This is a genomic window from Kitasatospora sp. NPDC059160 (assembly GCF_042755465.1).
In the GTDB taxonomy this organism is placed as follows: domain Bacteria; phylum Actinomycetota; class Actinomycetes; order Streptomycetales; family Streptomycetaceae; genus Kitasatospora.
On record NZ_JBHZCN010000072.1, the window covers coordinates 20,262 to 42,919 of the forward strand.

At 72.5% G+C, this 22,658-nt stretch carries 22 protein-coding genes and 1 tRNA gene; 4 read left to right on the top strand and 19 right to left on the bottom strand.

Features of this window, described 5'->3' with window-relative positions:
* Window positions 1–20 precede the first annotated feature (20 nt).
* The 10 genes from ACFXOZ_RS27760 to ACFXOZ_RS27805 all read right to left on the bottom strand — a co-directional run bounded on the left by ACFXOZ_RS27760 (window position 21) and on the right by ACFXOZ_RS27805 (window position 10,128).
* A complete protein-coding gene (locus tag ACFXOZ_RS27760) occupies window positions 21–788 on the bottom strand; it encodes an ABC transporter permease (protein ID WP_375883164.1) in 768 nt (255 codons plus the stop codon).
* Window positions 785–1,756: an ATP-binding cassette domain-containing protein gene (locus ACFXOZ_RS27765; RefSeq protein WP_380593148.1), complete on the bottom strand. Its 972-nt coding sequence runs from the start codon at window positions 1,754–1,756 to the stop codon at window positions 785–787. Before ACFXOZ_RS27765 ends, ACFXOZ_RS27760 begins: the two co-directional genes overlap by 4 nt.
* Entirely contained in the window at window positions 1,756–2,595 is an 840-nt protein-coding gene (locus ACFXOZ_RS27770; protein WP_375883159.1) for a DUF4097 domain-containing protein, read from the bottom strand. Before ACFXOZ_RS27770 ends, ACFXOZ_RS27765 begins: the two co-directional genes overlap by 1 nt.
* A 112-nt stretch (window positions 2,596–2,707) precedes the next feature.
* Window positions 2,708–3,340 (bottom strand): toxin-antitoxin system HicB family antitoxin, encoded by a 633-nt coding sequence (locus tag ACFXOZ_RS27775; RefSeq protein WP_380593149.1) that lies wholly within the window; start codon window positions 3,338–3,340, stop codon window positions 2,708–2,710.
* Window positions 3,341–3,537: 197 nt separating this feature from the next.
* Window positions 3,538–4,602, bottom strand: a complete 1,065-nt coding sequence (locus ACFXOZ_RS27780; protein ID WP_380522580.1) for an adenosine deaminase — start codon at window positions 4,600–4,602, stop codon at window positions 3,538–3,540.
* Window positions 4,603–4,696: 94 nt separating this feature from the next.
* Window positions 4,697–5,992, bottom strand: coding sequence for a DUF445 domain-containing protein (locus ACFXOZ_RS27785; protein ID WP_380522543.1), 1,296 nt, complete (start codon window positions 5,990–5,992; stop codon window positions 4,697–4,699).
* A 248-nt stretch (window positions 5,993–6,240) separates the two neighbouring features.
* Window positions 6,241–7,290, bottom strand: coding sequence for a glycosyltransferase family 2 protein (locus tag ACFXOZ_RS27790; protein ID WP_380593150.1), 1,050 nt, complete (start codon window positions 7,288–7,290; stop codon window positions 6,241–6,243).
* Window positions 7,291–7,472: 182 nt separating this feature from the next.
* Complete coding sequence (locus tag ACFXOZ_RS27795; RefSeq protein WP_380593151.1) at window positions 7,473–8,432, bottom strand: ATP-binding cassette domain-containing protein; 960 nt, start codon at window positions 8,430–8,432, stop codon at window positions 7,473–7,475.
* A 24-nt stretch (window positions 8,433–8,456) separates the two neighbouring features.
* Window positions 8,457–9,284 (bottom strand): ABC transporter permease, encoded by an 828-nt coding sequence (locus tag ACFXOZ_RS27800; RefSeq protein WP_380522541.1) that lies wholly within the window; start codon window positions 9,282–9,284, stop codon window positions 8,457–8,459.
* Window positions 9,277–10,128, bottom strand: coding sequence for an ABC transporter permease (locus tag ACFXOZ_RS27805; protein WP_380522540.1), 852 nt, complete (start codon window positions 10,126–10,128; stop codon window positions 9,277–9,279). Before ACFXOZ_RS27805 ends, ACFXOZ_RS27800 begins: the two co-directional genes overlap by 8 nt.
* A gap of 281 nt (window positions 10,129–10,409) precedes the next feature.
* Between ACFXOZ_RS27805 and ACFXOZ_RS27810 the strand changes: the two genes are divergently transcribed.
* Window positions 10,410–12,722 carry a transglycosylase domain-containing protein gene (locus ACFXOZ_RS27810; protein WP_380522539.1) on the top strand — a complete coding sequence of 771 codons (2,313 nt, stop codon included), beginning with the start codon at window positions 10,410–10,412 and terminating at the stop codon, window positions 12,720–12,722.
* Between the two features lie 55 nt (window positions 12,723–12,777).
* On the opposite strand, the gene ACFXOZ_RS27815 is transcribed toward ACFXOZ_RS27810, so the two are convergent.
* Window positions 12,778–13,947, bottom strand: coding sequence for a winged helix DNA-binding domain-containing protein (locus ACFXOZ_RS27815; RefSeq protein ID WP_380593152.1), 1,170 nt, complete (start codon window positions 13,945–13,947; stop codon window positions 12,778–12,780).
* Window positions 13,948–13,956: 9 nt separating this feature from the next.
* Window positions 13,957–14,859: a LysR family transcriptional regulator gene (locus ACFXOZ_RS27820; RefSeq protein WP_380522538.1), complete on the bottom strand. Its 903-nt coding sequence runs from the start codon at window positions 14,857–14,859 to the stop codon at window positions 13,957–13,959.
* Window positions 14,860–14,996: 137 nt separating this feature from the next.
* Here ACFXOZ_RS27820 and ACFXOZ_RS27825 point away from each other — a divergent pair, with 137 nt between their 5' ends.
* A complete protein-coding gene (locus ACFXOZ_RS27825) occupies window positions 14,997–15,716 on the top strand; it encodes an SDR family oxidoreductase (RefSeq protein WP_380593153.1) in 720 nt (239 codons plus the stop codon).
* Window positions 15,717–15,742: 26 nt separating this feature from the next.
* On the opposite strand, the gene ACFXOZ_RS27830 is transcribed toward ACFXOZ_RS27825, so the two are convergent.
* Both ACFXOZ_RS27830 and ACFXOZ_RS27835 read right to left on the bottom strand, forming a co-directional pair.
* A complete protein-coding gene (locus tag ACFXOZ_RS27830) occupies window positions 15,743–16,045 on the bottom strand; it encodes a GroES family chaperonin (protein WP_380593157.1) in 303 nt (100 codons plus the stop codon).
* A gap of 212 nt (window positions 16,046–16,257) precedes the next feature.
* Entirely contained in the window at window positions 16,258–16,599 is a 342-nt protein-coding gene (locus ACFXOZ_RS27835; protein ID WP_375883121.1) for a DUF3618 domain-containing protein, read from the bottom strand.
* A gap of 156 nt (window positions 16,600–16,755) precedes the next feature.
* Between ACFXOZ_RS27835 and bcp the strand changes: the two genes are divergently transcribed.
* A complete protein-coding gene (bcp, locus tag ACFXOZ_RS27840; protein WP_375883119.1) occupies window positions 16,756–17,229 on the top strand; it encodes a thioredoxin-dependent thiol peroxidase in 474 nt (157 codons plus the stop codon).
* A gap of 120 nt (window positions 17,230–17,349) precedes the next feature.
* Here the strand turns inward: bcp and ACFXOZ_RS27845 are convergent, their stop codons facing one another.
* Entirely contained in the window at window positions 17,350–19,707 is a 2,358-nt protein-coding gene (locus ACFXOZ_RS27845) for a chitinase C-terminal domain-containing protein (protein ID WP_380593158.1), read from the bottom strand.
* A 450-nt stretch (window positions 19,708–20,157) separates the two neighbouring features.
* On the opposite strand from ACFXOZ_RS27845, the gene ACFXOZ_RS27850 reads away from it, so the two are divergent.
* A tRNA-Leu gene (locus ACFXOZ_RS27850) sits at window positions 20,158–20,241 on the top strand.
* 70 nt (window positions 20,242–20,311) lie between these two features.
* On the opposite strand, the gene rdgB is transcribed toward ACFXOZ_RS27850, so the two are convergent.
* The 4 genes from rdgB to ACFXOZ_RS27870 form a co-directional block, all read right to left on the bottom strand.
* Complete coding sequence (gene rdgB, locus ACFXOZ_RS27855) at window positions 20,312–20,917, bottom strand: RdgB/HAM1 family non-canonical purine NTP pyrophosphatase (protein ID WP_380402746.1); 606 nt, start codon at window positions 20,915–20,917, stop codon at window positions 20,312–20,314.
* Between the two features lie 31 nt (window positions 20,918–20,948).
* Entirely contained in the window at window positions 20,949–21,341 is a 393-nt protein-coding gene (locus ACFXOZ_RS27860) for a hypothetical protein (RefSeq protein ID WP_375883113.1), read from the bottom strand.
* Between the two features lie 157 nt (window positions 21,342–21,498).
* On the bottom strand, window positions 21,499–22,224 hold the full coding sequence (gene rph / locus ACFXOZ_RS27865; RefSeq protein ID WP_375883110.1) for a ribonuclease PH: 726 nt from the start codon (window positions 22,222–22,224) through the stop codon (window positions 21,499–21,501).
* Between the two features lie 121 nt (window positions 22,225–22,345).
* Window positions 22,346–22,579 carry a glucose PTS transporter subunit EIIB gene (locus ACFXOZ_RS27870; RefSeq protein ID WP_030060521.1) on the bottom strand — a complete coding sequence of 78 codons (234 nt, stop codon included), beginning with the start codon at window positions 22,577–22,579 and terminating at the stop codon, window positions 22,346–22,348.
* Window positions 22,580–22,658: the final 79 nt, after the last annotated feature.

Here is a 22,658-nt window from a genome sequence, read left to right on the forward strand (position 1 = left end):
GGCTACCGGCCGTACCCCCGTCACCGCCGGTAGAAGACGCTCCGCGACCAGAAGTAGCCGAGCAGCGTCAGCCCGGTGCACCAGGCGAGGGCGATCCAGCCGCTGTTGCCGATGCCGGTGCCCATCAGCAGACCGCGCAGGGTCTCGATGATCGGCGTGAAGGGCTGGTACTCGGCGAACCACCGCAGCACGGTCGGCATCGAGTCCGGCGGCACGATCGCACTGCCGATGAAGGGCAGGAAGGTCAGCGGCAGCGGCGTGTTGCTCGCGCTCTCCGGCGTCTTGGAGACCAGCCCGATCCCCGCCGATATCCAGGTCAGCGTCAGGGTCACGAACAGCAGCAGGCCCGCTGCCGCCAGCCACTCCAGCGGCCCGGCGCTCGACCGGAACCCCATGGCGAAGGCCGCGCCGGTCACCACCACGAGCGCGACCACCGTCTGGATCACGCTCCCGACCACGTGTCCGGTCAGGAACGCCGAGCGCGAGATCGCCATCGTCCGGAACCGGTTGACGATCCCCTCGGTCATGTCGACGCAGACACCGACCGCCGTGGCGACCGCCCCCGACGTCGCCGTCATCAGGACGATCCCCGGCGTCACGTAGTCGATGTAGCTCCCGCCCCCGATGCCGGCCCCCAACGCGCCTCCGAAGGCGTAGTTGAAGAGCAGCAGCATCATCACCGGCATCACCACGACGGAGAAGGTCATCGCCGGGTACCGCTGCGCGCGCTTGAGGTTGCGCCTCAGCATGGTCAGCGAGTCGCTGACCACGTACGTCGCCGTGCTCATCGTGCACCCTCTCCGGTGAGTTGCAGGAAGACGTCGTCCAGGTCGGCCGTCTCCACGACCAGCGACTCGGCCGGCACGGAGGCGTTGTCGAGCGCGTCCAGCACCGCCCGCACGGTGAGCACGGAGTTGTCCCCCGGGATGTCCAGCCGCAGGGCCTCCGCGTCGGCGGTGGCGTAGTCGAACAGCGCCGCGGCGGCGGCGAGTCGGTCGGTGTCCGAGAACTGGAGCCGGATCCGCCCGCCGGGGACGATCCGCTTCAACTCCTCGGCCGTGCCCTCGGCGACGATCCGGCCGTCGTCCAGGACGGCGATCCGGTCGGCGAGTTGGTCGGCCTCGTCCAGGTACTGGGTGGTGAGGAAGATCGTCACCCCGTGGTCGGCGACCAGGCCCCGGATGATCTCCCACATGGTGCGCCGACTGCGCGGGTCCAGCCCGGTGGTGGGCTCGTCCAGGAAGATCACCTCGGGGTCGCCGACCAGGGTCATCGCCAGGTCGAGCTTGCGCCGCATGCCGCCGGAGAAGGTGGCGACCGGCCGGCGCGCGGCTTCGTCGAGCTCGAAGCGCCGCAGCAGTCCCTCGGCTCGCCTCCGCCCCTCCCGACGGCGGAGGTGGTTGAGGTCGGCCATCAGCATCAGGTTCTCCTCGGCGGTGAGGAGGTTGTCCACCGCCGAGAACTGGCCGGTGACCCCGATCGCCTTCCGCACCCCGTCGGCCTGGCGGGCCACGTCGTGCCCGGCCACCCGGACCGTGCCGCCGTCGGCGGGGATCAGGGTGGAGAGGATCTCCACGGTGGTGGTCTTGCCCGCGCCGTTCGGCCCGAGCAGGGCGAAGACGCTGCCCGCCGGGATGGACAGGTCGACGCCCCTGAGCACCGCCTTGTCCCCGTAGTTCTTGGTCAGGCCGGTCACCGAGATCGCCGCGGTGCTCGCGACCGGGGCCGTCGCCGGGTTCGCCGTCGTCGCCGCCATCAGGCCCTCCGGATGAGGATGCTGCCGATCTGGGTGGTGCCGCGGACCTCGACCGTCTCCCGGGCCTCGCCCGGACCGGTGGCCGTGTCGAGGGCGTTGCGGACGGCACCGAACTTGCTGTGCACGTCGAGCCAGGCCGCCGTGCCCTCCGCGATGCCGACCTCGATGTCCCCGACGCCGACCTGGAGGCCGACCTTGCCCCGGACGACCTGGCCGACCCGGATGTGGCCGTTCGCGGTCTTGGCCTCGACGTCCCCCTCGGCGAGGCCGATGTGGATCCGGCCGTTGGAGGCGTTCGCCGCCAGCTCGCCGCGCACCTCGTCGATCTCGGTGTCGCCGTGGCTGTTCTTGACCGTCAGCCGGCCCCCGACGGAGCCGACCTCGATCCGGCCCGAGCCCGTCACCTCGGCGTCCCCGGTGACGGTGCCGACCCGGATGTCGCCGATGTCGGTCTTGAGCCGCGCGCCGGCGGCCCGGTCGAGCTGGATCCGGCCCATGGAGGTCTTGATCCGGCAGTCGCCGAGCGGGCCCTCGGTGACGAAGTCCGCCATCGGGGAGTCGGCGTGCACCTCGGAGCCGGCGGGCAGCTCGACGGTGAGGTCGATCGAGCCCTTCTTGCTGGAGAACACGGTGCGCTGCTTGGGGCCCTTGACGGTGAGCCGGCCGCCGGAGAAGTCGACCTGGGTCAGCTCGGCGGCCTTGACGTCCGCGTCCCTGGCGGCGCTGGTGGGCCGGACCTCGACGACGGTGTCGGTGCGCTTGCTGGCCCGGATCCACACCGAGCCGATCTCGAACTCAAGGGAGACGGAGATCTGTCCGTCGGTCTCGTACGTGGGCATGGCTGTGCCGTCCTCTTGACTCGTGTGAGTGTTCCCGCTGGTCGGTGCGGGGGTGACGTTGCAGGGGCGGTGGGTCTGGCGGGGCCAGCAGGACCGGCGGTGCTGCGGGGCGCTAGTGGACCCAGCCGGTGAAGCCCTGGCCTCCGACGCCGCGGACGGCGCGGGACCCGAGCTCGGCGGCCGGGCGGGCGGCCCGGGCACCGCCGTCGACCGCTCCGGCGACGGCCCGGACCAGCCAGGCGTTGAGCGAGAGGCCCTCCTGCCCGGCGGCCTCCTCCGCCCTGGCCTTGAGGTGGGCGGGCAGGCGCAGGTTGATCCGGGCGGTACCGCTGTCGTCCGACTCCGGCGTCACGGACGGGGGCACCGGCAGCGCGGGTGGCACTATCGGTGGCACCACGGGCGGCGCCACCGGTGGCGCCACGGGCGGCAGCGCGCCCGACGCCGCGGGCGACAGCACGCTCGGCATCGCGGGCGGCACGTCGCCGTGGAAGCCGGCGGAACCGGGCGGCGCCGTCACCACGAACTCGGGGTCGAGGCCGCGCAGTCGCACGTCCACCGAGCCCGGGGCGAGGTCACGGGTGACTTCGCCCATGGCGGCGGAGAGGGCGTTGAGCAGGGTGAGCCGCACGGCCGACTCCAGCGGGAGCGTCAGCCGGTCGGCCAGCGCCCGCGCCTCGTCCCCACCGGTGGCGGCGGCCACCGCGAGCTCGTTCCGGAGGTTTTCGACGTACGGCGTGAGGTCCATGGCTAGAGCATGGCACAGCCGTGGTGCCATGTCGAGGCGTTTTTGGCACCACTTTGGCGCCACACCCGGTGCCACCTCCGGCCACGCCCGGCGCCACCCTCGGCACCATGTCCGTCGCCACCTCCGGCGCCGCACCTGCGGCACCACGCGAACCGCCCCGCCGACGACGTCGACGGGGCGGTTGACCTGCGGGAACGTCAGCGCTGCTGCTGCCAGCCCGCCAGGTAGGAGTCGATCTCGCCGGCCAGCCGCGCCTTGCCCGCCTGCTCCAGGAAGGAGGCCTCGACCGCGTTGCGGGCCAGCGCCGCCACCCCGGTCTCGTCCAGCCCCAGCAGCCGCGCCGCCACCGCGTACTCGGTGTTGAGGTCGGTGCCGAACATCGGCGGGTCGTCGCTGTTGACGGTGACCAGCAGCCCGGCGTCCACCATCCGCTTGATCGGGTGGTCCTCGATCCGCTCCACCGCCCGGGTGGCGATGTTGGAGGTCGGGCAGACCTCCAGCGGGATGCGGTGCTCGCCCAGGTGGTCGACCAGCGCCGGGTCCTTCACCGCCTGGGTGCCGTGCCCGATGCGCTCGGCGCCGAGCTCGCGGATGGCGTCCCAGACCGTCTCCGGCCCGGTGGTCTCACCGGCGTGCGGGACGGAGCGCAGCCCGGCCGCCCGGGCCCGGTCGAAGTACGGCTTGAACTGGGGCCGCGGCACGCCGATCTCCGGGCCGCCCAGGCCGAAGCTGACCAGGCCCTCGGGGGCCAGGTCGGTGGCCAGCCGGGCGGTGATCTCGGCGGCCTCCAGGCCGGCCTCGCCCGGGATGTCGAAGCACCAGCGCAGCACCACGCCGAGGTCCTTCTCGGCGCGCAGCCGGGCGTCCTCGATCGCCTCCATGAAGGCCACGTCGGGGATGCCGCGCTTGACCGAGGAGTACGGCGTGAGGGTCAGCTCGGCGTAGCGGATGTTCTGCCGGGCCATGTCCTCGGCCACGCCGTAGGTGAGCGCCCGGACGTCCTCGGCGTCGCGGACGAGGTCCACCACGCTCAGGTAGACGTCGATGAAGTGCGCGAAGTCGGTGAAGGTGAAGTACTCGGCGAGCGCCGCCGGGTCCGTCGGCACCTTCGACTGCCCGGCGTAGCGGGAGGCCAGGTCCGCGACGATCCGCGGCGAGGCCGAGCCGACGTGGTGGACGTGCAGCTCCGCCTTGGGCATCCCGGCGATGAACGCCTCGATGCTCCGGTCGCCCGGCCCGGTCCTGCTGGGGTTGGGGCCGATCCGACTTCCGTCCGGCTGGACCACGGTGGTTCCCTCTTCTCTGCTTCTACGCGCGTACCGACTGGTGCTGGCAAGGATAGGCCCGGGCCCGGGATCACCCGCCGAGGGCCACCGCCACGGTGTGGATCAGCAGCCCGGCCAGGGCGCCCACCACCGTGCCGTTGATCCGGATGAACTGGAGGTCCCGCCCGACGTTGGCCTCGATCTTGCGCGAGGCCTCGTCGGCGTCCCAGCCCGCCACCGTCTCGGAGATCAGCGAGGTGATCTCGGTCCGGTAGGTGTCGACCAGGTACTGGGCGGCGTCCTGCAGCCAGCCGTCGACCTTGGCCTGGAGCTTGGCGTCGGTGGCCAGGCGCTCGCCGAAGCGGCGCACGCCGTCGCGGATGCGCCGGCGCAGTTCGCTGTCCTCGTCCTCGGCCGCGCCCATCACCAGGGTGCGCACGGCCGCCCAGGTGGAGTTGATCAGGTCCTGCACCTCGGGGCGGGCGAGCAGCTCGCCCTTGGCGCGCTCGACCCGGGCGATGGTCTCCGGGTCGTTCTGCAGCTCGGTGGCGAAGTCGGCGAGGAAGTTGTCGATCGCGCCGCGGGCCGGGTGCTCGGGGTCGTCCCGGATGTCGGTGACGAAGCGCAGCAGCTCCTTGTAGACCCGCTCGCCGACCTGGTGGTCGAGGAACTTCGGGGTCCAGCCCGGGGTCTTCTGGGTGACCTTGCGGACCACGTCCTCGTGGTTGTCGGTCAGCCAGCCGTGCGCCCGGACGGCGACCAGGTCCACCACCCCGTGGTGGCCGCCGTCCGCGACCACCTTGCCCAGCATCCGGCCCATCGGCTCGGCCACCGAGGTCGCGGCGGCCCGCCTGGTCACCGCCTCGGCGACCACCGCCCGCACGTCGTCGTCGCGCAGCACCGCGAGCAGCCCGCGCAGCGCCGCCGAGGCCTCCTTGGTGACCCGCTCGGCGCTCCCCGGTGCGGCCAGCCACTCCCCCAGCCGGCGGCCGACGCCGAGCGCGGCCAGCCGGCCGCGCACCACGTGGCCGGCCAGGAAGTTGTCGCCGACGAACTCGCCGAGCGAGCGCCCGAAGGCGTCCTTCTTGGTCGGGATGATCGCGGTGTGCGGGATCGGCAGGCCGAACGGACGGCGGAACAGCGCCGTCACGGCGAACCAGTCGGCCAGCGCGCCGACCATGCCGGCCTCGGCGGCGGCCGCCACGTACCCGGCCCAGGGGCCGGCACCGGCCGCCTTCGCCCAGGTCGCCAGGGCGAAGACCAGGGTCGCGAAGGCCAGCAGGCCGGTCGCGATAGTCTTCATCCGGCGGACGCCGTGTCTCTTCTGCTCGTCGGCCGCGGTGAACCGGACCCCGGGGCCGGTCCCGCTGAAGGCTTCGTCACTCACCCCGCCAGTCTGCCCGCTGACCGGCGCGGACGGGGGCGTGCCCCGCGATCACACGCCCCCGGAACCGAAGCGCACCCGGGCCGGGCCGCCTCCGACCCGCCGCACGCCCCGCCCAGCACGCCCCCGAACCGCTCACGCCCCGCCCCGCACGCCCCCGAACCGGCCGCCTCCAGCGGCCACGCAGACGTCCGGACCGCCGACGTCCGAACCGCGATCGTCCAGGCCCACGTCCAGGCCCGCATCGGGGCTCACCCCCGCCCTCCGTTCACCGAGTTGGCGAGCCGACGCCACACCGGGTGGCGCCGCAGCCCGCGCCGCAGCTGCTCCGGGACGACGCCGCGCCACAGCTGCTGGGCGAGGTTGAGCGGCGGGACGTCCACCGGCAGCGGCTCCTCGCCCAGCAGGAACAGCCCGTCGGGCAGGCCGAGCCGGGCGTCCCGGAACGCCGGGTACCCCGCGTAGCGCCGCCGGCCGACCGCCACCACCGGCGGGTCGCCGTGCGCGGCCTCGTAGCGGATCTGGTCGCGCAGTGCCCCCGGCCGTACGGCGGCGGCGAGTTCGAGCCGCAGCCGGGCGGTGACCGGCAGCCGGTCGTACACCGCGCGGGCGCCGAAGCACTCGATCATCCGGCCGACCTCGGCGCACACCCGCCGTTGCAGCCCGTCGTCCAGCAGCAGGAAGCCGTCCTGGAGCAGCCGGGGCACGTCCCAGGCGAAGCTGCGCACCCGAATGGCGTCCAACTCCTCCCCGGGATCCGCGAGTTCGGCGGCCACCTGCTGGAGGGCGGTGATCCCGCGCAGCCGGTCGAGCACCGAGGCCCGCTCGGTGGCGTTGCCCCGGTCCTCGCGCAGCACCAGGACGTAGTGGTCGTAGTCGGCGGGGACGGAGACCCGGACGGCCCGCAGGCAGGCCTCCAGGGTGAACGGCCGGTCCGAGAGGACCACGTCCGAGCCCCAGGCGTCGGCGGCCGCGACCAGCCGCTCCAGCGCCTCCTCGCCGAGCCGGTCGTCGGCGCCGAGGAAGAGCACGTACCGCCCCCGGGCCAGGTCCGCGCCGCGGTCGGTGGGGCCCGCCGGGCCACCCGGGTCGGGCTGGTGGACCACCCGGAACACCCCGGGGTGCCGGGCCGCGTACTCGTCCAACAGCACCTCGCCGCCGTCCGTGGAGCCGTCGTCGACGACCACCACCTCCAGCCGCCCCGGCTCCAGGGACTGCCCGACCAGCGAGTCCAGGCACGCGGCGAGGTACGGCACGGTGTCGTAGACCGCGACCACCACGGTCACGTCGGGTACGGTCATCGGGCGGCGGGCCTCCGGGGCAGCGGCGGTTCGCCGGCGCGCTGACCGGCGGCGATGCACGGTCCAACTCGGCCGCCCGCCGGGGAGTCACCTGCCCTCCCCGGACGGGTGACGCGCACCGAACGCCCGCCCGAACCGTCGACCCCCGAACGGCCGCCGCCCCGGCCCGGGCCGCCCCGCCCTCAGCCGATCGCCACCTCCGCGTACATCCGCGCGATCACGTCCTCGATGGCCGGCTCGCGCACCGAGAGGTCCACCAGCGGGTACCGCGCCGCGACCGCCGCCACGATCGGCGCCGCGCTCTCCTGCGCCGGGAAGGCCAGCCACTGGCGCGGCCCCTCGACCTTCACCACCCGCGCCCCGGCCACCTCGATCGCCGGCCGGGCCTCGGCCAGGTCGACCACCAGGGTCCGCTCGCTGCGCCCGGCGGCGTGCAGCCCGTCCAGCCCGCCGTCGTGGACGACCCGGCCGTGGTCGATCACCATCACCCGGCCGCAGAGCTGCTCGATGTCGGTGAGGTCGTGGGTGGTGAGCAGCACGGTGGTGCCGCGGTCCCGGTTGACCTCGCGCAGGAACTCCCGCACCCGGCCCTTGCTGACCACGTCCAGGCCGATGGTCGGCTCGTCCAGGTAGAGCACCCGGGGGTCGTGCAGCAGGGCCGCCGCGAGGTCGCCGCGCATCCGCTGGCCGAGCGAGAGCTGCCGTACGGGGGTGTCCAACAGGCCGCCCAGGTCGAGGAGTTCGACGCAGCGGCCGAGGTTCTCGCGGTACCGCGGGTCGGGGATCCGGTAGATCCGGCGGGCGAGTTCGAAGGAGTCGCGCAGCGGGAGGTCCCACCACAGGGTGGTGCGCTGCCCGAAGACGACGCCGATCCGGCGGGCCAGCGTGACCCGTTCGCGGGCCGGGTCGACCCCGGCGACGCGCAGCCGGCCGGAGCTGGGGACGAGGATGCCGGTGAGCATCTTGATCGTGGTCGACTTCCCGGCGCCGTTGGGCCCGATGTAGCCGACGCACTCGCCGGCCTCGACGGTGAAGCTGAGGCCGTCGACCGCGCGCACCTCGCGCTTGACCCGGCTGAACCGGCCGGTGCGGGCCCGCACGGTGAAGGTGCGGTGGACGTCCTGGAGTTCGATCAGTGCCACGGTGGGTCCTTTCGGTACGGGGGGTCAGCTGCCGGTGCCGCGGTAGGCGCGCAGTCCGGCCCGCCAGGCCAGCCCGGCGGCGGCGACGCAGAGCGCGGCGGCGACCGGGGAGGCGTACTGGAAGGCGGTGGGCAGCCCGAGCGGGTCGGGCCGGTCGAGGATGCGCAAAGTGGGCAGCCAGTTGACGAAGGCCAGCGGGACGCCGAAGACCGCCCCGGCCACCAGTTCCTTGGCGAAGACCGTCGGCGGGTAGTGCAGCAGGGTCGCGCCGCCGTAGGTGAAGGAGTTCTGGATCTCCTTGGACTCGCCCCACCAGAACTGGACGGTGGCGCCGCCGACGTAGATCGCGCCGAAGATGACGCTGCCGCACACCAGCAGGACGGGCACCAGCAGCACCCGGTCCCAGGTCCAGTGCACGTCCAGGGCGGTCAGGGACCAGCCGAGCACGATCACGGCCTGGAGCGGGCGGCCGAGCCGGCGCAGGGTGAACCGCTCGGCGCACAGCTGGGAGAGCGCCGGCGCGGGGCGGACCAGCATGGTGTCCAGCGAACCGTTCATGATCCGTACGCCGAGGCCGTCGGCCGAGCCGACCAGCAGGTTGGCGATGCCGAGCGAGAAGGTCGCGGTGGCGTAGAGGAAGGCGATCTCCGGCAGGCGCCAGCCGCCGAGCTGGTCGGTGTGCCGGAACATGATCACCAGCACGACGAAGTCGAGCGAGTGGGTGACCAGGCTGGCCAGCAGGTTGAGCAGGAAGGAGGCCCGGTAGGCCATCATCGAGCGCATCCACATCCGGGCGCAGATCCACCAGGAGCGGACCGCCCAGGACGTCCGGGCGAGGAACGGCTCAGCCACCCTGCACCACCACCCGGCGGGTCGCCAGCCACTGCGCGCCCCGGCCCGCGGCCAGCAGCACGGCCGCCCAGCCGAGCTGGAAGCCGAGCGCCCGGAGCAGCCCGGTGCCGCCCGCCCGCTCCAGGAAGACGTCGGTCGGCACCTTGACCAGGGCCGCCCAGGGCAGCACCCGGGCCAGGTCGCCGAGCCAGCCGGGGAAGAGCACGATCGGCAGCAGCATCCCGGAGAAGAACATCGAGACCACCAGGCTCACCGCGCGCACCCCCTCCGAGTCGTGCAGCCAGAAGCCGGTGATCGAGACCAGGAACCGCACGCCGAAGCTGACCAGCAGCGCGAGCAGCACCGAGAGCAGGAAGAACACCCAGGTCAGCGGCCGCTCGGGCATCCGGGTGCGGAACACCAGGGCACCGAACAGCATCGGCACGGTGCCGCGGACCAGCGCCTGGAAGCCGGCCCGGCCGAGGTCGGTGGCCAGCCACCAGCCCTGGAAGTCGACCGGACGGTAGAGGTCGACGGCGATGTCCCCGCTGCGGAAGCGGTCCTGGATCTCGTCCTGGAAGCCCCCGCCCCAGACCGCGACGGTGACCAGCAGGCCCTGGCTGACCCAGATGTAGGTGACGGCCTGGCCCTGGTCGTAGCCGCCGAGGTTGGGGCGGGCCTGCCAGAGGGCGAGGAAGGAGGAGGCCAGGATGACCCCGAAGACGGTGTTGGTGAAGGTCCCGGCCAGGGTGGCGGCCCGGTAGGTGGAGTAGCGGCGGAAGGCGCCGCGGGCGACGGCGGCGTACAGCCCGAGGGCGGTGCCGGTATCGGGAGGCCTCGCCTCCGCGGTGGAAGCTCCGTGCATATTGTCTCCTTATCGACATTTGCAGGCGCAGACGGGCGCCGCGCGACGTCGGCGCACACCCCAGCGGCCCCGACCGACCGCCCCCGGGGGTACCGGGCCGGACGTGCGGAGCTGACGAAGTGGACGCGCTATGCGATTTGCACCTTTCACCGTACCGCCGGCCCCCACGGCCCGCACCCGGATTTCCGACGCACCCCGGGGCGCGCGCACCGCCACGCGCAACCACGCAGTTCAGACCCCCGCCGCCGCTGAACCCACGTCAAATAGCAGATAATCCCGCCATGACGTTGAGCACCCGCCGCCAGGCCAAACGGGCCGCCCGCCGCGAAGCCCGCCGCGCCCTCCCCCTCTGGCGCCGGCTCCTGCCCACCTGGCGGATCACCCTCGGCACCCTCACCGCGCTGCTGCTGCTCGCCGTCGGCGCCTTCGCCGTGCTCTACGTCATCGTCCCGGTGCCCGACCCCAACGCCCACGCCACCGCCCAGAACAACATCTACCTCTACGCCGACGGCACCACCGAGATCGCCCGCACCGGAGCCGTCAACCGCACCGACGTCACCATCGAGCAGATCCCCCTGCCGACCCAGCAGGCCGTCGTCTCCGCCGAGGACCGCACCTTCTACCAGAACCGCGGCATCGACCTGAGGGGCATGGCCCGGGCCGGCTGGAACACCCTGCTCGGCAAGGGCATGCAGGGCGGCTCCACCATCACCCAGCAGTACGTCAAGAACTACTACCTGACCCAGGACCAGACCTTCGAACGCAAGGGCCGCGAGCTCTTCATCGCCCTCAAGGTCGACCAGCAGCGCAGCAAGAACGAGATCCTCGCCGGCTACCTCAACAGCAGCTACTTCGGCCGCGGCGCCTACGGCATCCAGAGCGCCGCCCACGCCTACTACGGCGTCGACGTCTCCCAACTCACCCTCGGCCAGGGCGCCTACCTCGCCTCCCTGCTCCAGGCCCCCAGCCTCTACGACGTCCGGACCGCCACCCCCGCCAACCGCGAGAAGGCCCTCGCCCGCTGGAACTACGCCCTCGACGGCATGGTCCAACTCGGCTTCCTCACCAGCGCCGACCGCACCGCCACCACCTTCCCCGAACCCATCGACCCCCAGCCCGCCACCGGACTCGCCGGCCAGGCCGGCTACCTGGTCGGCGTCGCCGACGACTACCTCATCTCCTCCGGCACCATCGACGCCGCCACCCTCAAGGCCGGCGGCTGGCGGATCACCACCACCTTCGACAAGCCCCGCCAGGACGCCTTCGTCAAGGCCGTCCAGTCCGAGCTCACCAGCGAACTCGACCCCAAGGCCCGCCCCGCCACCGACACCGACGTCCGGGTCGCCGGCGCCTCCGTCGAACCCGCCACCGGCCGCGTCGTCGCCGTCTACGGCGGCCCCGACTACGCCAAGCAGCCCTTCAACGACGCCCTGCGCCAGGACAACCAGATCGGCTCCACCTTCAAACCCGTCGACCTCGCCGCCGGCCTGATCGCCCAGCACTCCGTCGACGGCCGCCCGATCACCACCGAGACCCGCTACGACGGCACCAGCGAACGCCCCGTCACCGGCGGCCCCACCCCGTACGCCCCGCCCAACGAGGACGACGTCGACTACGGCAACATCACCCTGCGCTACGCCATGGTCAAGTCCGTCAACTCCGTCTACGCCCAGGAGGGCGTCGACGCCGGACTCGGCCGCGTCCGGGACACCGCCGTCAAACTCGGCATCCCCGACAGCGTCCGCGGCATGGACCCGGCCAACACCTCGATGACCCTCGGCACCGCCACCCCCAGCGCCCTCGACCTGGCCGGCGCCTACGCCACCCTCGCCAACCACGGCCAGGCGCACACCCCCTGGTCCGTCCAGAAACTCGAACGGGTCAACCCCGGCGGCGCCATCGACGTCCCCAAGATGCCCGACCACAAGGCCACCGACGCCGTCGGCCGCACCGTCGCCGACTCCGTCACCGACGTCCTGCGCGACGTCGTCAGCCCCCGCGGCACCGGCGCCGCCGCCCTCGACCTGGGCCGCCCCGCCGCCGGCAAGACCGGCACCACCGACGCCAACCTCTCCGCCTGGTTCGCCGGCTACACCCCCGAACTCACCACCACCGTCGGCCTGTTCCGCGAGAACCCGAAGACCCACGCCAAGGAGCCGCTGGCCGGCACCGCGGGCCTCACCCGGGTCAACGGCGGCGCCTTCCCCACCCGGATCTGGACCGACTACATGACCGCCGCCCTGAACGGCACCCCCACCCAGCAGTTCGACCTGCAGACCGGCCGCGGCGACCAGGGGCCCGACACCTGGACCCCCACCGCCGTGCCCAGCACCAGCACCTCCCCCACCAGCACCCCCAGCACCGCCCCCACCGGCGCGCCCGCACCCACCGCCCCCAGCCACGCCCCCAGCGCCCCCGCCGCCACCGAGCAGCCCGGCCCCGACGCCCCCAGCCCGCAGAACCCCCAGCCCACCCCCAGCCAGGAACAGCCCACCCCCAGCACCCGGCCCACCCCGACCCGGCCCGCACGCCCCAGCAACCCGCCCACCGCCACCACCGGGCCCACCGGAACGGCCACCGCCCCGGCCCAGTGAGCGACCGGGTGACGCCGCGCCCCGCCCCCCGCCAGGGCCCGTCCTCAACCTCCCGCTACGCCACCAACTCCCGCTCCAGCGGCGTACGGAAGCGCGGCGTCACCCGCACCTCCCCCAGCCACCCCGCCAACCGCCCCGCCTCCGCCGCGACCGCCCGCTCCGCCACCGCCCCCACGTCCCGGAACAGCCGCCACACCACCTCACCGTCCGCCCGCTGCGCCCAGCCGCCGACCACCTCGCCGCACCACCACACCGTCGGCCCCGCGTTCCCCGCCCGGTCGAACAGCGCCGGCACGTCCTCCGGCCGCAGGTACCAGTCCCGCCCCCGCCACCCCATCACCGCCGGATCCAGCGCCGGCAACAGCGCCGCCCACGGCTCCGGGGCCGCCACCGGCCCCTCGTCCCCCGGCAGCACCACGGCCGCCGCACCGCCCGCCAGCGCCACCGCCCGCGCGTCCACGTCCGCCAGCGCCCGCCGGACGTCCCCCAGCGTCCAGCCCGTCCACCACTTCACGTCCTCGACCGCGGCCGGCCCGTACGCCGCCAGCCAGCGCCGCACCACCTCCGCCTTCGCCTCCCGCACCGGCACGTCCGGCCACTGCGGCACCAGCGCCCACGGATAGCTGCTGCTCAACCAGGACCCGCGCGGACGGCACCGGCGCACGTGCCCGTCCGAGGCCAGCAGCCGCAGCAGCCGACTGCCCACGCTCTGCTTCGCCTCGTACGCCTTGCCCGCCGACATCAGCATCGTCTCCCGCAACTGCGGGACGTCGTCGCCGAGTTCCTTGGTCGTCGCCTCGCCGCGCACGGCCAGCGCGGCCAGCACCGCACGCTCCGCCTCCGCCAGCCGGGCCTCGTCCCAGCCCTCGGCGTGGTCGCGCAGGTGCTTGAGCAGCCCCGCCCGCTCCTTCGCCGCGATCGCCCGCGCCGCCCCCGAACTCACGTACGGGGCCAGGCCCTCCGTCACCGCGAAGATCGTCCGCCGCATCGACAGCAGCTTCACCAGCGAGACGTCCTCGTACAGCGCCCGGTCCACCTCCGCCACCGAGGGCTCCGCCAGCCGCGCGCACGCGGACAGGTACACCGTCGCCGCGTCCGTGGCGTGCAGCCCGACCACCGCGTCCGCCACGTCCTCCACCCGCGCCGCCCGCACAGACGGCGCCAACAACTGCCGCCGCCCCAACCGGGCCCGCCGCTCCACCTCACCGATCACCGGGACGCTCATGCCCGGACCCTAGCGGCTGCCACCGACAGAACCGAGGTGCTCCGCCGCGGACCCGGCCAACTCCGCGAACTCCGCGAGCAGCGGCGACGTCCGCCCCGCCGCCCAGGCCACGCACACCCGGTGCGGCGCGAGGTCCGACACCGGCACATGCACCACGTCCGCACGGGTGTAGAAGGCGGCCATCGACAACGGCAGCACCACCATCCCCTCCCCCGCCGCCACGTACTCCAGCTTCTCCTCCACCGTGTCCACCCGCGGCCGCGACCGCTCCGGCCGCCGCCCGGACACCCCCGGCAGATCCCGCCACTCCGGCACGAAGTCCGGATCCTGCAGCAGCAGCTCACCACCCAACTCGGCCATCACGACCGACACTTCACCCGCCAACCGGTGCCCCGCCGGCAACACCGCCACCCGCGGCTCGGCGAACAGCGGACGCAGCACCAGACCCTGCCGGTCCACCGGCAACCGCACGCAGGAGACGTCCACCCGGCCGTCCAGCACCATCCGCGCCTGATCGGCCCAGGAGGTCCGCACCACCTCCACCGCCAGCCCCGGATGCCGCCCGCGCAGCCCCCGCACCGCCGCCGTCACCGCCACCCCCGGCATGAACCCCACCACGAACCGCGCCGGACCCTCCCCCGACCCCTCCCCCGACCGCCCCACCCGGCGCCGCAACGCCTCCGCCGCCGCCAGCAACGGCGGCGCGTCCTCCAACAACTGCCGCCCCGCGTCCGTCAGTTCGGTCGACCGCCGGTCACGCCGGAACAACTGCGCACCGAACTCCGCCTCCAACGACCGGATCTGCCGCGACAGCACCGGCTGCGCGATGTGCAACTCCACCGCCGCCCGACCGAAGTGCAACTCCCGTGCCACCGCGACGAAATACCGCAGCTTCCGCAGATCGACGTCCACCGCCACCGCCACCCCGCTCACCACTCCCCGCTGATACCCCGAGGGTATGACAGCCGACCGAACAGGTCTTGGACGCCACCACCCCGCCCGGAGCACCATCGACCCAAGCCCCCCGCCCCACCACGAAAGGCACCACCATGCCCCTCAAGGAACAGCACGTCGTCGTCCTCGGCGGCACCTCCGGCATCGGCCTCGCCACCGCCGCCCTCGCCGCCGAACGCGGCGCCCGCGTCACCGTCGTCTCCAGCCGGCCCGACAGCGCCCACCGCGCCCTCGCCACCCTGCCCACCGGCACCGCCGCCGAGACCGCCGACCTCACCGACACCCACCAGGTCAGCGCCCTCTTCGACCGCCTCGGCCCGCTCGACCACCTGGTCTACACCGCAGGCGACCCGCTCGCCCTGATGACCGTCGACGCCATGGACCTCGACGCCGCCCGCGCCCTCTTCACCCTGCGCTACTTCGGCGCCCTCGACGCCGTCCGCGCCGCCACCCCGCAGCTGCGCCCCGGCGGCTCGATCACCCTCACCTCCGGCACCGCCGGCCTGCGCCCGGTACCCGGCTGGAGCGTCCCCGCGAGCATCTGCGGCGCGGTCGAAGCCCTCGTCCGGGCGCTGGCCGTGGAACTCGCCCCGATCCGGGTCAACGCCGTCCGGGCCGGGATGATCCGCACCCCGCTCTGGTCCGGCCTCCCCGAGACCGACCGCGAGCAGCTGTACGCCCGGACCGCCGCCGCCCTCCCCCTCCGCCGGATCGGCGACCCCGAGGACACCGCCGAGGCCTACGCGTACCTGATGGAACAGCGCTTCGCCACCGGCACCGTCCTCACCGTCGACGGCGGCGGCCTGCTCGCGTAGGGCACCCGGCCAGCAGGGCGGCCCGATCAGAGGTACAGCCCGGTCGTCCCCTCCGTGTCCCCGAAGCGCGACGCCGCCACCGCGTGCAGGTCCCGCTCGCGCAGCAGCACGTAGGTGGCGCCGCGGACCTCCACCTCCAGCTTGTCCTCCGGGTCGTACAGCACGCGGTCACCGGGCTCCACCGCGCGCACACTCTGGCCGACGGCCACAGCTTCCGCCCACGTGCACCTTTTACTTAGCTCCGCGGTCGCCGGGATCAGGATGCCGCCGGTCGAGCGGCGCTCGCCCTCGCTGCCCTCGATGCGCACCAGCACGCGGTCGTGCAGCATCCGGATCGGCAGCTTCTCGCCCAGCCGGTCGTGCCGCACCTCGTCGTGCCCGTGGTCGGAAGGGGTCGGTTCGTCGTTCGTACTCACGGTCCCGAAGGTACCGCCCCCGGGCGTGGCGCGTGACGCTGGCCCGGCATGCGGAAGGGCCGGGCCGCCCATCGGCGTCCCGGCCCCTCCGGACGTCCTGCCCGATCCGGTGTCCAGCCCTCTGCTCAGTCCTCGCGGCGCTTGCGCGAGGAGGACAGCAGCACCACCAGGCCGAGGCCGACCAGCGCGACCGGGACGATCCGCTCCTTGCGCGGCTGCCCCTTCTCGTCCACGAACTGCGCCTTGACCTTCTCCACCAGGCCGTTCGCGGCCACGTACGCCCGGGCCGTCTTCTCCTCGACGGTGGCCATCGCCTTCGCCTTGACCTGCGCGGAGATGGTGCTCGGGTGGATCCGCACGGCCAGCTCGTCCAGGTTCGACGCCAGCCGGTCACGGGTGCGCTCGATGTCCGCCTCGATCTGCGCAGCCGTCCGCGCCGGCTTGTCCTGCGTGCTCGCGTCGCCCACTCGGGCCACCCCATTCACTTGCCGATGTAGTCCTGTCGTCCTCTGCGACCAACCCAGTTTGTCAGCTGCCACGCACGGGCGCGCGGCCCCACCCACCAACGGAGGTAAGTTTGCCGTGGTACGACCGTCCGTCCCAGCCTCCAGGAGAGTACGACCGTGACTGAGCGTCTCCAGCCCGGCGACACCGCACCCGCATTCAGCCTGTCCGACGCCGACGGCAACCAGGTCTCGCTCGCCGACCACCTGGGCCGCAAGGTCATCGTCTACTTCTACCCGAAGGCGCTCACCCCCGGCTGCACCAAGCAGGCCTGCGACTTCACCGACAACCTGGCGGTCCTCTCGGGCGCCGGCTACGACGTCATCGGCATCTCCCCGGACCAGCCGGAGAAGCTCGGCCAGTTCCGCGAGAAGGAGGACCTCAAGGTCACCCTGCTCTCCGACCCGGACAACAAGGTCCTGGAGGCCTACGCCGCCTACGGCGAGAAGCAGAACTACGGCCGCACCTACCAGGGCGTGATCCGCTCCACGATCGTCGTGGACGAGCAGGGCAAGGTCGAGCGCGCCCTCTACAACGTCAAGGCCACCGGCCACGTCGCCAAGCTGCTGCGCGACCTCAAGGTCGAGGCCTGAGCCTCCCGAACGAGAACGAAGCGGTGGCGGCCCACCCCCCGACCGGGTGTGCCGCCACCGCCGTTCCTCACCTCGGGTGACTGCCGTCAGCCGTCAACCCTCAGCCGTGAGCCGTCGGGCTCAGCAGGCCCCGAGGTCGTTCCAGACGCCCCAGGCGCCACTGGCGGAGGGGTCGTCGCCCTTGGTCCACCACTTGTTCTGGTAGTAGTGGCCCTTCCAGGACACCTTGGTCGGCGTCGCGTAGGTGGTGCCCGCGTCCCAGCCCGGGGCGGCCGTGCAGGCGCCGGAGGTCGGGGTCGCGGTCGGGGTCGGCGTACCGGTGGGCGTGCCCGTCGGGGTCCCGGTCGGGGTCGGCGTCGGAGTCGGCGTGGCCGTCCCGGTCGGCGTCGGGGTCGGGGTCGGGGTCGGCGTGCCGCCGTCCACCGCGCCCCGGGTCAGGTCGCCCTTGATCCCGTACAGCGTGCCGCCCACGTTGACCGTCCAGTTCGACGGCGTGGACACCGGCAGGTAGTAGACGAAGTCGATGTCCACCGAGGCGCCCGGCGCCAGCGACTGCCAGCCCGGCAGCTTGACCGACACCCGGTTGTAGGTGCCCTTCAACCCGCCGACGTTGCCCGGGCCCGGGTTGTCCTGCCTGATCACCTGGAGCCCGAAGCCGGACTGGTCCTTGGCGTTGCCCGGCGCCGAGTTGCTGTAGTCGAACTGGAACTCGGTGCCGCCCGGCAGGGTCACCGTCGAGTTGTTGACGATGTGCAGCTTCGGGTTGATCGGGTAGTTGGAGTCGCCCAGCGCGAAGTTGGTGAACGACACGTCGATCGGCAGGGTCTGCTGCGGCAGCGCCACCGTCGAGCGGAGCGCACCGTACGGGCTCGCCGCCTTGAACTTGTCGTACATCAGCGAGGTCAGCGTCGAACCGGGCACGTACTCGCCCTTGCCGCCGTTGGCGGTGGCGTCCCAGCGGTAGTCGCCCGCGAGCTCCCAGATCATCGTGCCGCCGGCGCCCTGGTTGACGATGTAGTCCGCCTTGGCGCCCACCGACTGCTCGTCCTCGGTGGACAGGAACACCTTCTTGGTGTCGTTCCACAGCCACGGCGCCACCAGCGAGGAGCTGTAGTTGCGGGTGTAGCTGCCCTGGAGGGCGGTGTCGGTCACGCCGTACTTGGCCAGGTAGTCGGGCAGGATGCCCTTCTCCAGGTTCTTCGCGTGCCACATCGGGTTCGACCCGGCCGGGGACTCCTTGCCCGCGTCGTCCTTGTCGTTCCAGATGTTGTCGATGCCGACCGCGCCGTCACCGCAGGAGGTCAGGCCCGAACCGGCCGGGCAACTGGTCGCGGAGGCGGTGCCCCAGAGGCCGTTGGTGCCGCCCTGGACGTTCTTGAAGCCGCGGGTGTAGTACGGCAGGCCGACGTTGATCCGGCCGGCCGGCATCGCGCCGCGGAAGTAGTGGTACGACCAGTCCGCGTTCAGGTAGCCGATGCCGCCGTACTGGCCGGTGCCGTACACGTTGGCGGCGGCCAACTCGCCGTCCTTGCCGTCGTCGTAGAGCGAGGCGTTCGGGCCGACGTACTTGTTCCAGGCGCCGTGCAGGTCGTACGACATGATGTTGACGTAGTCCAGGTACTGGGCGACCTGGAAGGTCTCCATGCCGCGCAGCAGGTACCCGGAGGACGGCGCCGCGACCGACAGCAGGTAGTGCTTGCCGTCGGCGGCACCCGCCTTGTCCAGGTTCTCCCGCAGGGACTTCATCAGCGCCGCGTAGCCCTTGGCCAGCGAACCGCGCTTGGCGTTGGCGAGCTGCCAGTCCAGCGGGTTGCCGGCGTCCTTCATCGAGGTCGGGTACTCGTAGTCGATGTCGACGCCGTTGAAGCCGTACTTGCGGATGAAGTCGACGGAGGAGGCGGCGAAGGTGTCGATCCCGGCCTGGTTGACGCTGCCGTCCGGGTTGACCGTCATCGAGTAGAAGCCGCCGGAGTTCACCCGCTTGCCGTCGTCCCCGAAGTAGCCGCCGGTCTCGGTCCAACCGCCGACCGAGATCAGGGTCTTGACGTTCGGGTACTGCTTCTTGAACTTCGTCAGCAGGTTGAAGTGGCCCTTGTACGGCAGCGTCGGGTCCAGCTCCGCCCCCGGCACCCCCGGGAAGGAGATCCCGGTGGCCTCGTTGGTCGGGCCGTCCGTGCCGACCGACAGCTTGTTGTCGCCGCCGACGTGCCCGAAGGCGTAGTTGAGGTGGGTGACCTTGTCCCAGGGGATGTCGCTCACCAGGTAGGGCTGGTCGCCGTTCTTGCCGGTGCGCCAGCCGGTGAAGTACCCGATGATGCGGCGCTGGTGGTCCGCGCCCATCTTCTCGCGCCCGCTCGTGTCGTAGACCGAGCAGTACGGGACGTCCACTCCGGGCGTCTGGTACAGCCCGTCCGGCCGACAGGCCGCGTTGTCGACGGCCGCCGACGCCTGCGAGGGCGCCGCACCCAGCGTCGCCATCAACAGCCCCGCCAGCGACACCGCCGCCAACGACGCCACGCCCGCCCGGGCACTCTTGCGGCGGATCACAGCGGTGGGACGCCGCTCCGCCGTACTACGGATCAACACTCGGTCCTCCAGGAGAGAGTGTCGGCGCGTACCTGTGGGGGAGCACGCACGTGGGGGATTCCAATTGGCGCAGAAGCTATGTGGTCTGAACCACATAGGTCAATAGGTCTGTACCAATTGGTAATCAACAACCAAACATCACAGGTCGGAACCCCTCGACAAACCGGTCACCCCTGGCCGAAACCCGCCCGGTCGGGAGTCCGGCCCACCACCCGCCACCCATCCCGCCCGAACTGCCACCCCATCGGCAGCGGCGACCGTCCGCGACGGCGCCACGAGCCCGCGGCGCCACCGCGAATCGCGGTGTTGCCACCGGAGCCGAAGCTCTAGACTGAGAGCCTTGCGGCCTTGGCGTAACCGGCAGCCGCGCGGGTTTTAGGTGCCCGTGGGAGAAATCTCGTGAGGGTTCGAGTCCCTCAGGCCGCACTAGCCTAAGAATCGAAGGCCCGCCCCGGATCATCCCGGGGCGGGCCTTCGGTGTTCAGCGGACGGTGCGTCAGCCGATGAGGTCCTTGACCACCGGGGCGAGGCCGCGGAAGGCCTTCCCGCGGTGGCTGATGGCGTTCTTCTCGTCCGCCGTCAGTTCCGCGCAGGTGCGGGTCTCGCCGAGGGGCTGGAGGATCGGGTCGTAGCCGAAGCCGCCGTCGCCCGCCGGGGTGGTGCGCAGGGTGCCGAGGAGGCGGCCCTCCACGACGCGCTCGGTGCCGTCGGGCAGGGCGAGGGCGGCGGCGCAGAAGAAGTGGGCGCCGCGGTGGGGTTCGGCGATGTCGGAGAGCTGGGCGAGCAGCAGGTTCAGGTTGGCGAGGTCGTCGCCGTGCTTGCCGGCCCAGCGGGCGGAGAAGATGCCGGGCGCGCCGTTGAGGACGTCCACGCAGAGGCCGGAGTCGTCGGCGACGGCGGGCAGTCCGGTGGCGCGGGCGAGGGCGTGGGCCTTGAGGAGGGCGTTCTCGGCGAAGGTGACGCCGGTCTCGGGGACGTCCGGGATCTCGGGGTAGGCGTCGGCGCCGACGAGTTCGACGTCCAGGCCGGCGTCGGCGAGGATGGCGCGCAGCTCGGCGACCTTGTGCTGGTTGCGGGTGGCGAGGATCAGGCGGGTGGACATATCGCCCACCCTATCGAGATCCGGCGGAGGGTCAGCCGGTGCAGACCGAGGTGAGGTTGCCGGCCGCGTCGCCGAGCGGCTTGAGGTCGGGGGCCTGGTTCCGGTCGACGGCCTGCTGGACCTTGTCGGCCTGCGTCTTGAGGTCGGTGACGGCCTTGGCGACGTCGGTGTTCTTGGAGTTCTTGCCGATCTGGTCGAGGTCGCCCTTGAGCTTCTGGAGCGCCTTGCCGGCGGCGGCGGAGTCGTTGCTGGAGTTGTCGTAGGCCTTGGTGAGGTCGGCGAGGTCGCCGGTGACCTTGACGGCGGTGTTGCCGCAGTCGATGGCCTTCTGGGCGGCGGAGCAACTCACCATGCTGAGCGGGAGGATCGCGATCAGTGCGGCCACGGCGAGGGCGGCGGGGCGGGCGATGCTCGACGAGGCCATCCGGTCCTCCTGGGGCGCGGGTTCCGTGGGGAGGACGCGCGCGGACGGGGCGCGGTTCCCGCAGCGGGGTGCTGCGGGAACCGTACGGGCTGCGGGCCGCGCGTGTACAGCGGGCCGGGCCCGGTTCAGCCCGAAGGGTTCTGCCCCGGGGGGCGGTTCAGCCTTCGAGGGCCTTGCGCTGGATCTGGTCGAGTTCGGCGCAGCCGAGGGTGCCGAGGTCGAGCAGCCGGTCGAGCAGGGCGCGGTCGAAGGGGGCGCCTTCGGCGGTGCCCTGGACCTCGACGAAGCGGCCGTCGGAGGTGCAGACGATGTTCATGTCGGTCTCGGCGCGGACGTCCTCCTCGTACTGGAGGTCGAGCATGGGGACGCCGTCGATGATGCCGACGCTGACGGCGCTGACGCCGCCGGTGATGGGCTGTCCCTTGGCGCGCAGGAGCTTGCGGTCGCGGGCCCAGGAGACGGCGTCGACGAGGGCGACGTAGGCGCCGGTGATGGCGGCGGTGCGGGTGCCGCCGTCGGCCTGGAGGACGTCGCAGTCGAGGACGATGGTGTTCTCGGCGAGGGCGCGGTGGTCGATGACGGCGCGCAGCGAGCGGCCGATGAGCCGGCTGATCTCGTGGGTGCGGCCGCCGATGCGGCCCTTGACGGATTCGCGGTCGCCGCGGGTGTTGGTGGCGCGCGGGAGCATGGAGTACTCGGCGGTGACCCAGCCTTCGCCGCTGCCCTTGCGCCAGCGCGGGACGCCTTCGGTGACGCTGGCGGTGCACAGCACCTTGGTGTCGCCGTAGGAGACGAGGACGGAGCCTTCGGCGTGCTTGCTCCAGCCCCGTTCGATGGTGATGGGGCGGAGCTGGTCGGGGGTGCGGCCGTCGATACGTGACATAGCCACTGAGCGTAGCCGTTCCGATCGCCGGTTCCGGATGTGCCTCGGCCCGCCGTCCCCCTGAGCGGGTCGGCGGGCCGTGGGTGGTGGAGCGGTGGTGTGCGAGCCCGGGTGGCTCAGCTCACATCATGTCCTCGATGTCGGCGGCGATCGGGTCGGCGTCGGTGCCGATGACGACCTGGATCGCGGTGCCCATCTTGACGACGCCGTGGGCGCCGGCGGCCTTGAGGGCGGCCTCGTCGACGAGGGAGGCGTCCTTGACCTCGGTGCGCAGGCGGGTGATGCAGCCTTCGACCTCTTCGATGTTGTCGATGCCGCCGAGACCGGCGACGATCTTCTCAGCCTTGCTGGCCATGTGGTTTCTCCCTCTGTCTCGGCCTTCGGCGGCTCTGCCGGGTGCCGTCCTGCGCTGTGCTGGGGTTCGGTCCTCGACC

Excerpts from the sequence above, each read along its gene's own strand:
- ACFXOZ_RS27760 (WP_375883164.1), bottom strand. The coding sequence starts at position 788 with ATGAGCACGGCGACGTACGTGGTCAGCGACTCGCTGACCATGCTGAGG.
- ACFXOZ_RS27765 (WP_380593148.1), bottom strand. The coding sequence starts at position 1,756 with ATGGCGGCGACGACGGCGAACCCGGCGACGGCCCCGGTCGCGAGCACC.
- ACFXOZ_RS27770 (WP_375883159.1), bottom strand. The coding sequence starts at position 2,595 with ATGCCCACGTACGAGACCGACGGACAGATCTCCGTCTCCCTTGAGTTC.
- ACFXOZ_RS27775 (WP_380593149.1), bottom strand. The coding sequence starts at position 3,340 with ATGGACCTCACGCCGTACGTCGAAAACCTCCGGAACGAGCTCGCGGTG.
- ACFXOZ_RS27790 (WP_380593150.1), bottom strand. The coding sequence starts at position 7,290 with ATGACCGTACCCGACGTGACCGTGGTGGTCGCGGTCTACGACACCGTG.
- ACFXOZ_RS27805 (WP_380522540.1), bottom strand. The coding sequence starts at position 10,128 with ATGCACGGAGCTTCCACCGCGGAGGCGAGGCCTCCCGATACCGGCACC.
- ACFXOZ_RS27810 (WP_380522539.1), top strand. The coding sequence starts at position 10,410 with ATGACGTTGAGCACCCGCCGCCAGGCCAAACGGGCCGCCCGCCGCGAA.
- ACFXOZ_RS27815 (WP_380593152.1), bottom strand. The coding sequence starts at position 13,947 with ATGAGCGTCCCGGTGATCGGTGAGGTGGAGCGGCGGGCCCGGTTGGGG.
- ACFXOZ_RS27825 (WP_380593153.1), top strand. The coding sequence starts at position 14,997 with ATGCCCCTCAAGGAACAGCACGTCGTCGTCCTCGGCGGCACCTCCGGC.
- ACFXOZ_RS27830 (WP_380593157.1), bottom strand. The coding sequence starts at position 16,045 with ATGCTGCACGACCGCGTGCTGGTGCGCATCGAGGGCAGCGAGGGCGAG.
- ACFXOZ_RS27845 (WP_380593158.1), bottom strand. The coding sequence starts at position 19,707 with ATGGCGACGCTGGGTGCGGCGCCCTCGCAGGCGTCGGCGGCCGTCGAC.
- rdgB (WP_380402746.1), bottom strand. The coding sequence starts at position 20,917 with ATGTCCACCCGCCTGATCCTCGCCACCCGCAACCAGCACAAGGTCGCC.
- ACFXOZ_RS27860 (WP_375883113.1), bottom strand. The coding sequence starts at position 21,341 with ATGGCCTCGTCGAGCATCGCCCGCCCCGCCGCCCTCGCCGTGGCCGCA.
- rph (WP_375883110.1), bottom strand. The coding sequence starts at position 22,224 with ATGTCACGTATCGACGGCCGCACCCCCGACCAGCTCCGCCCCATCACC.
- ACFXOZ_RS27870 (WP_030060521.1), bottom strand. The coding sequence starts at position 22,579 with ATGGCCAGCAAGGCTGAGAAGATCGTCGCCGGTCTCGGCGGCATCGAC.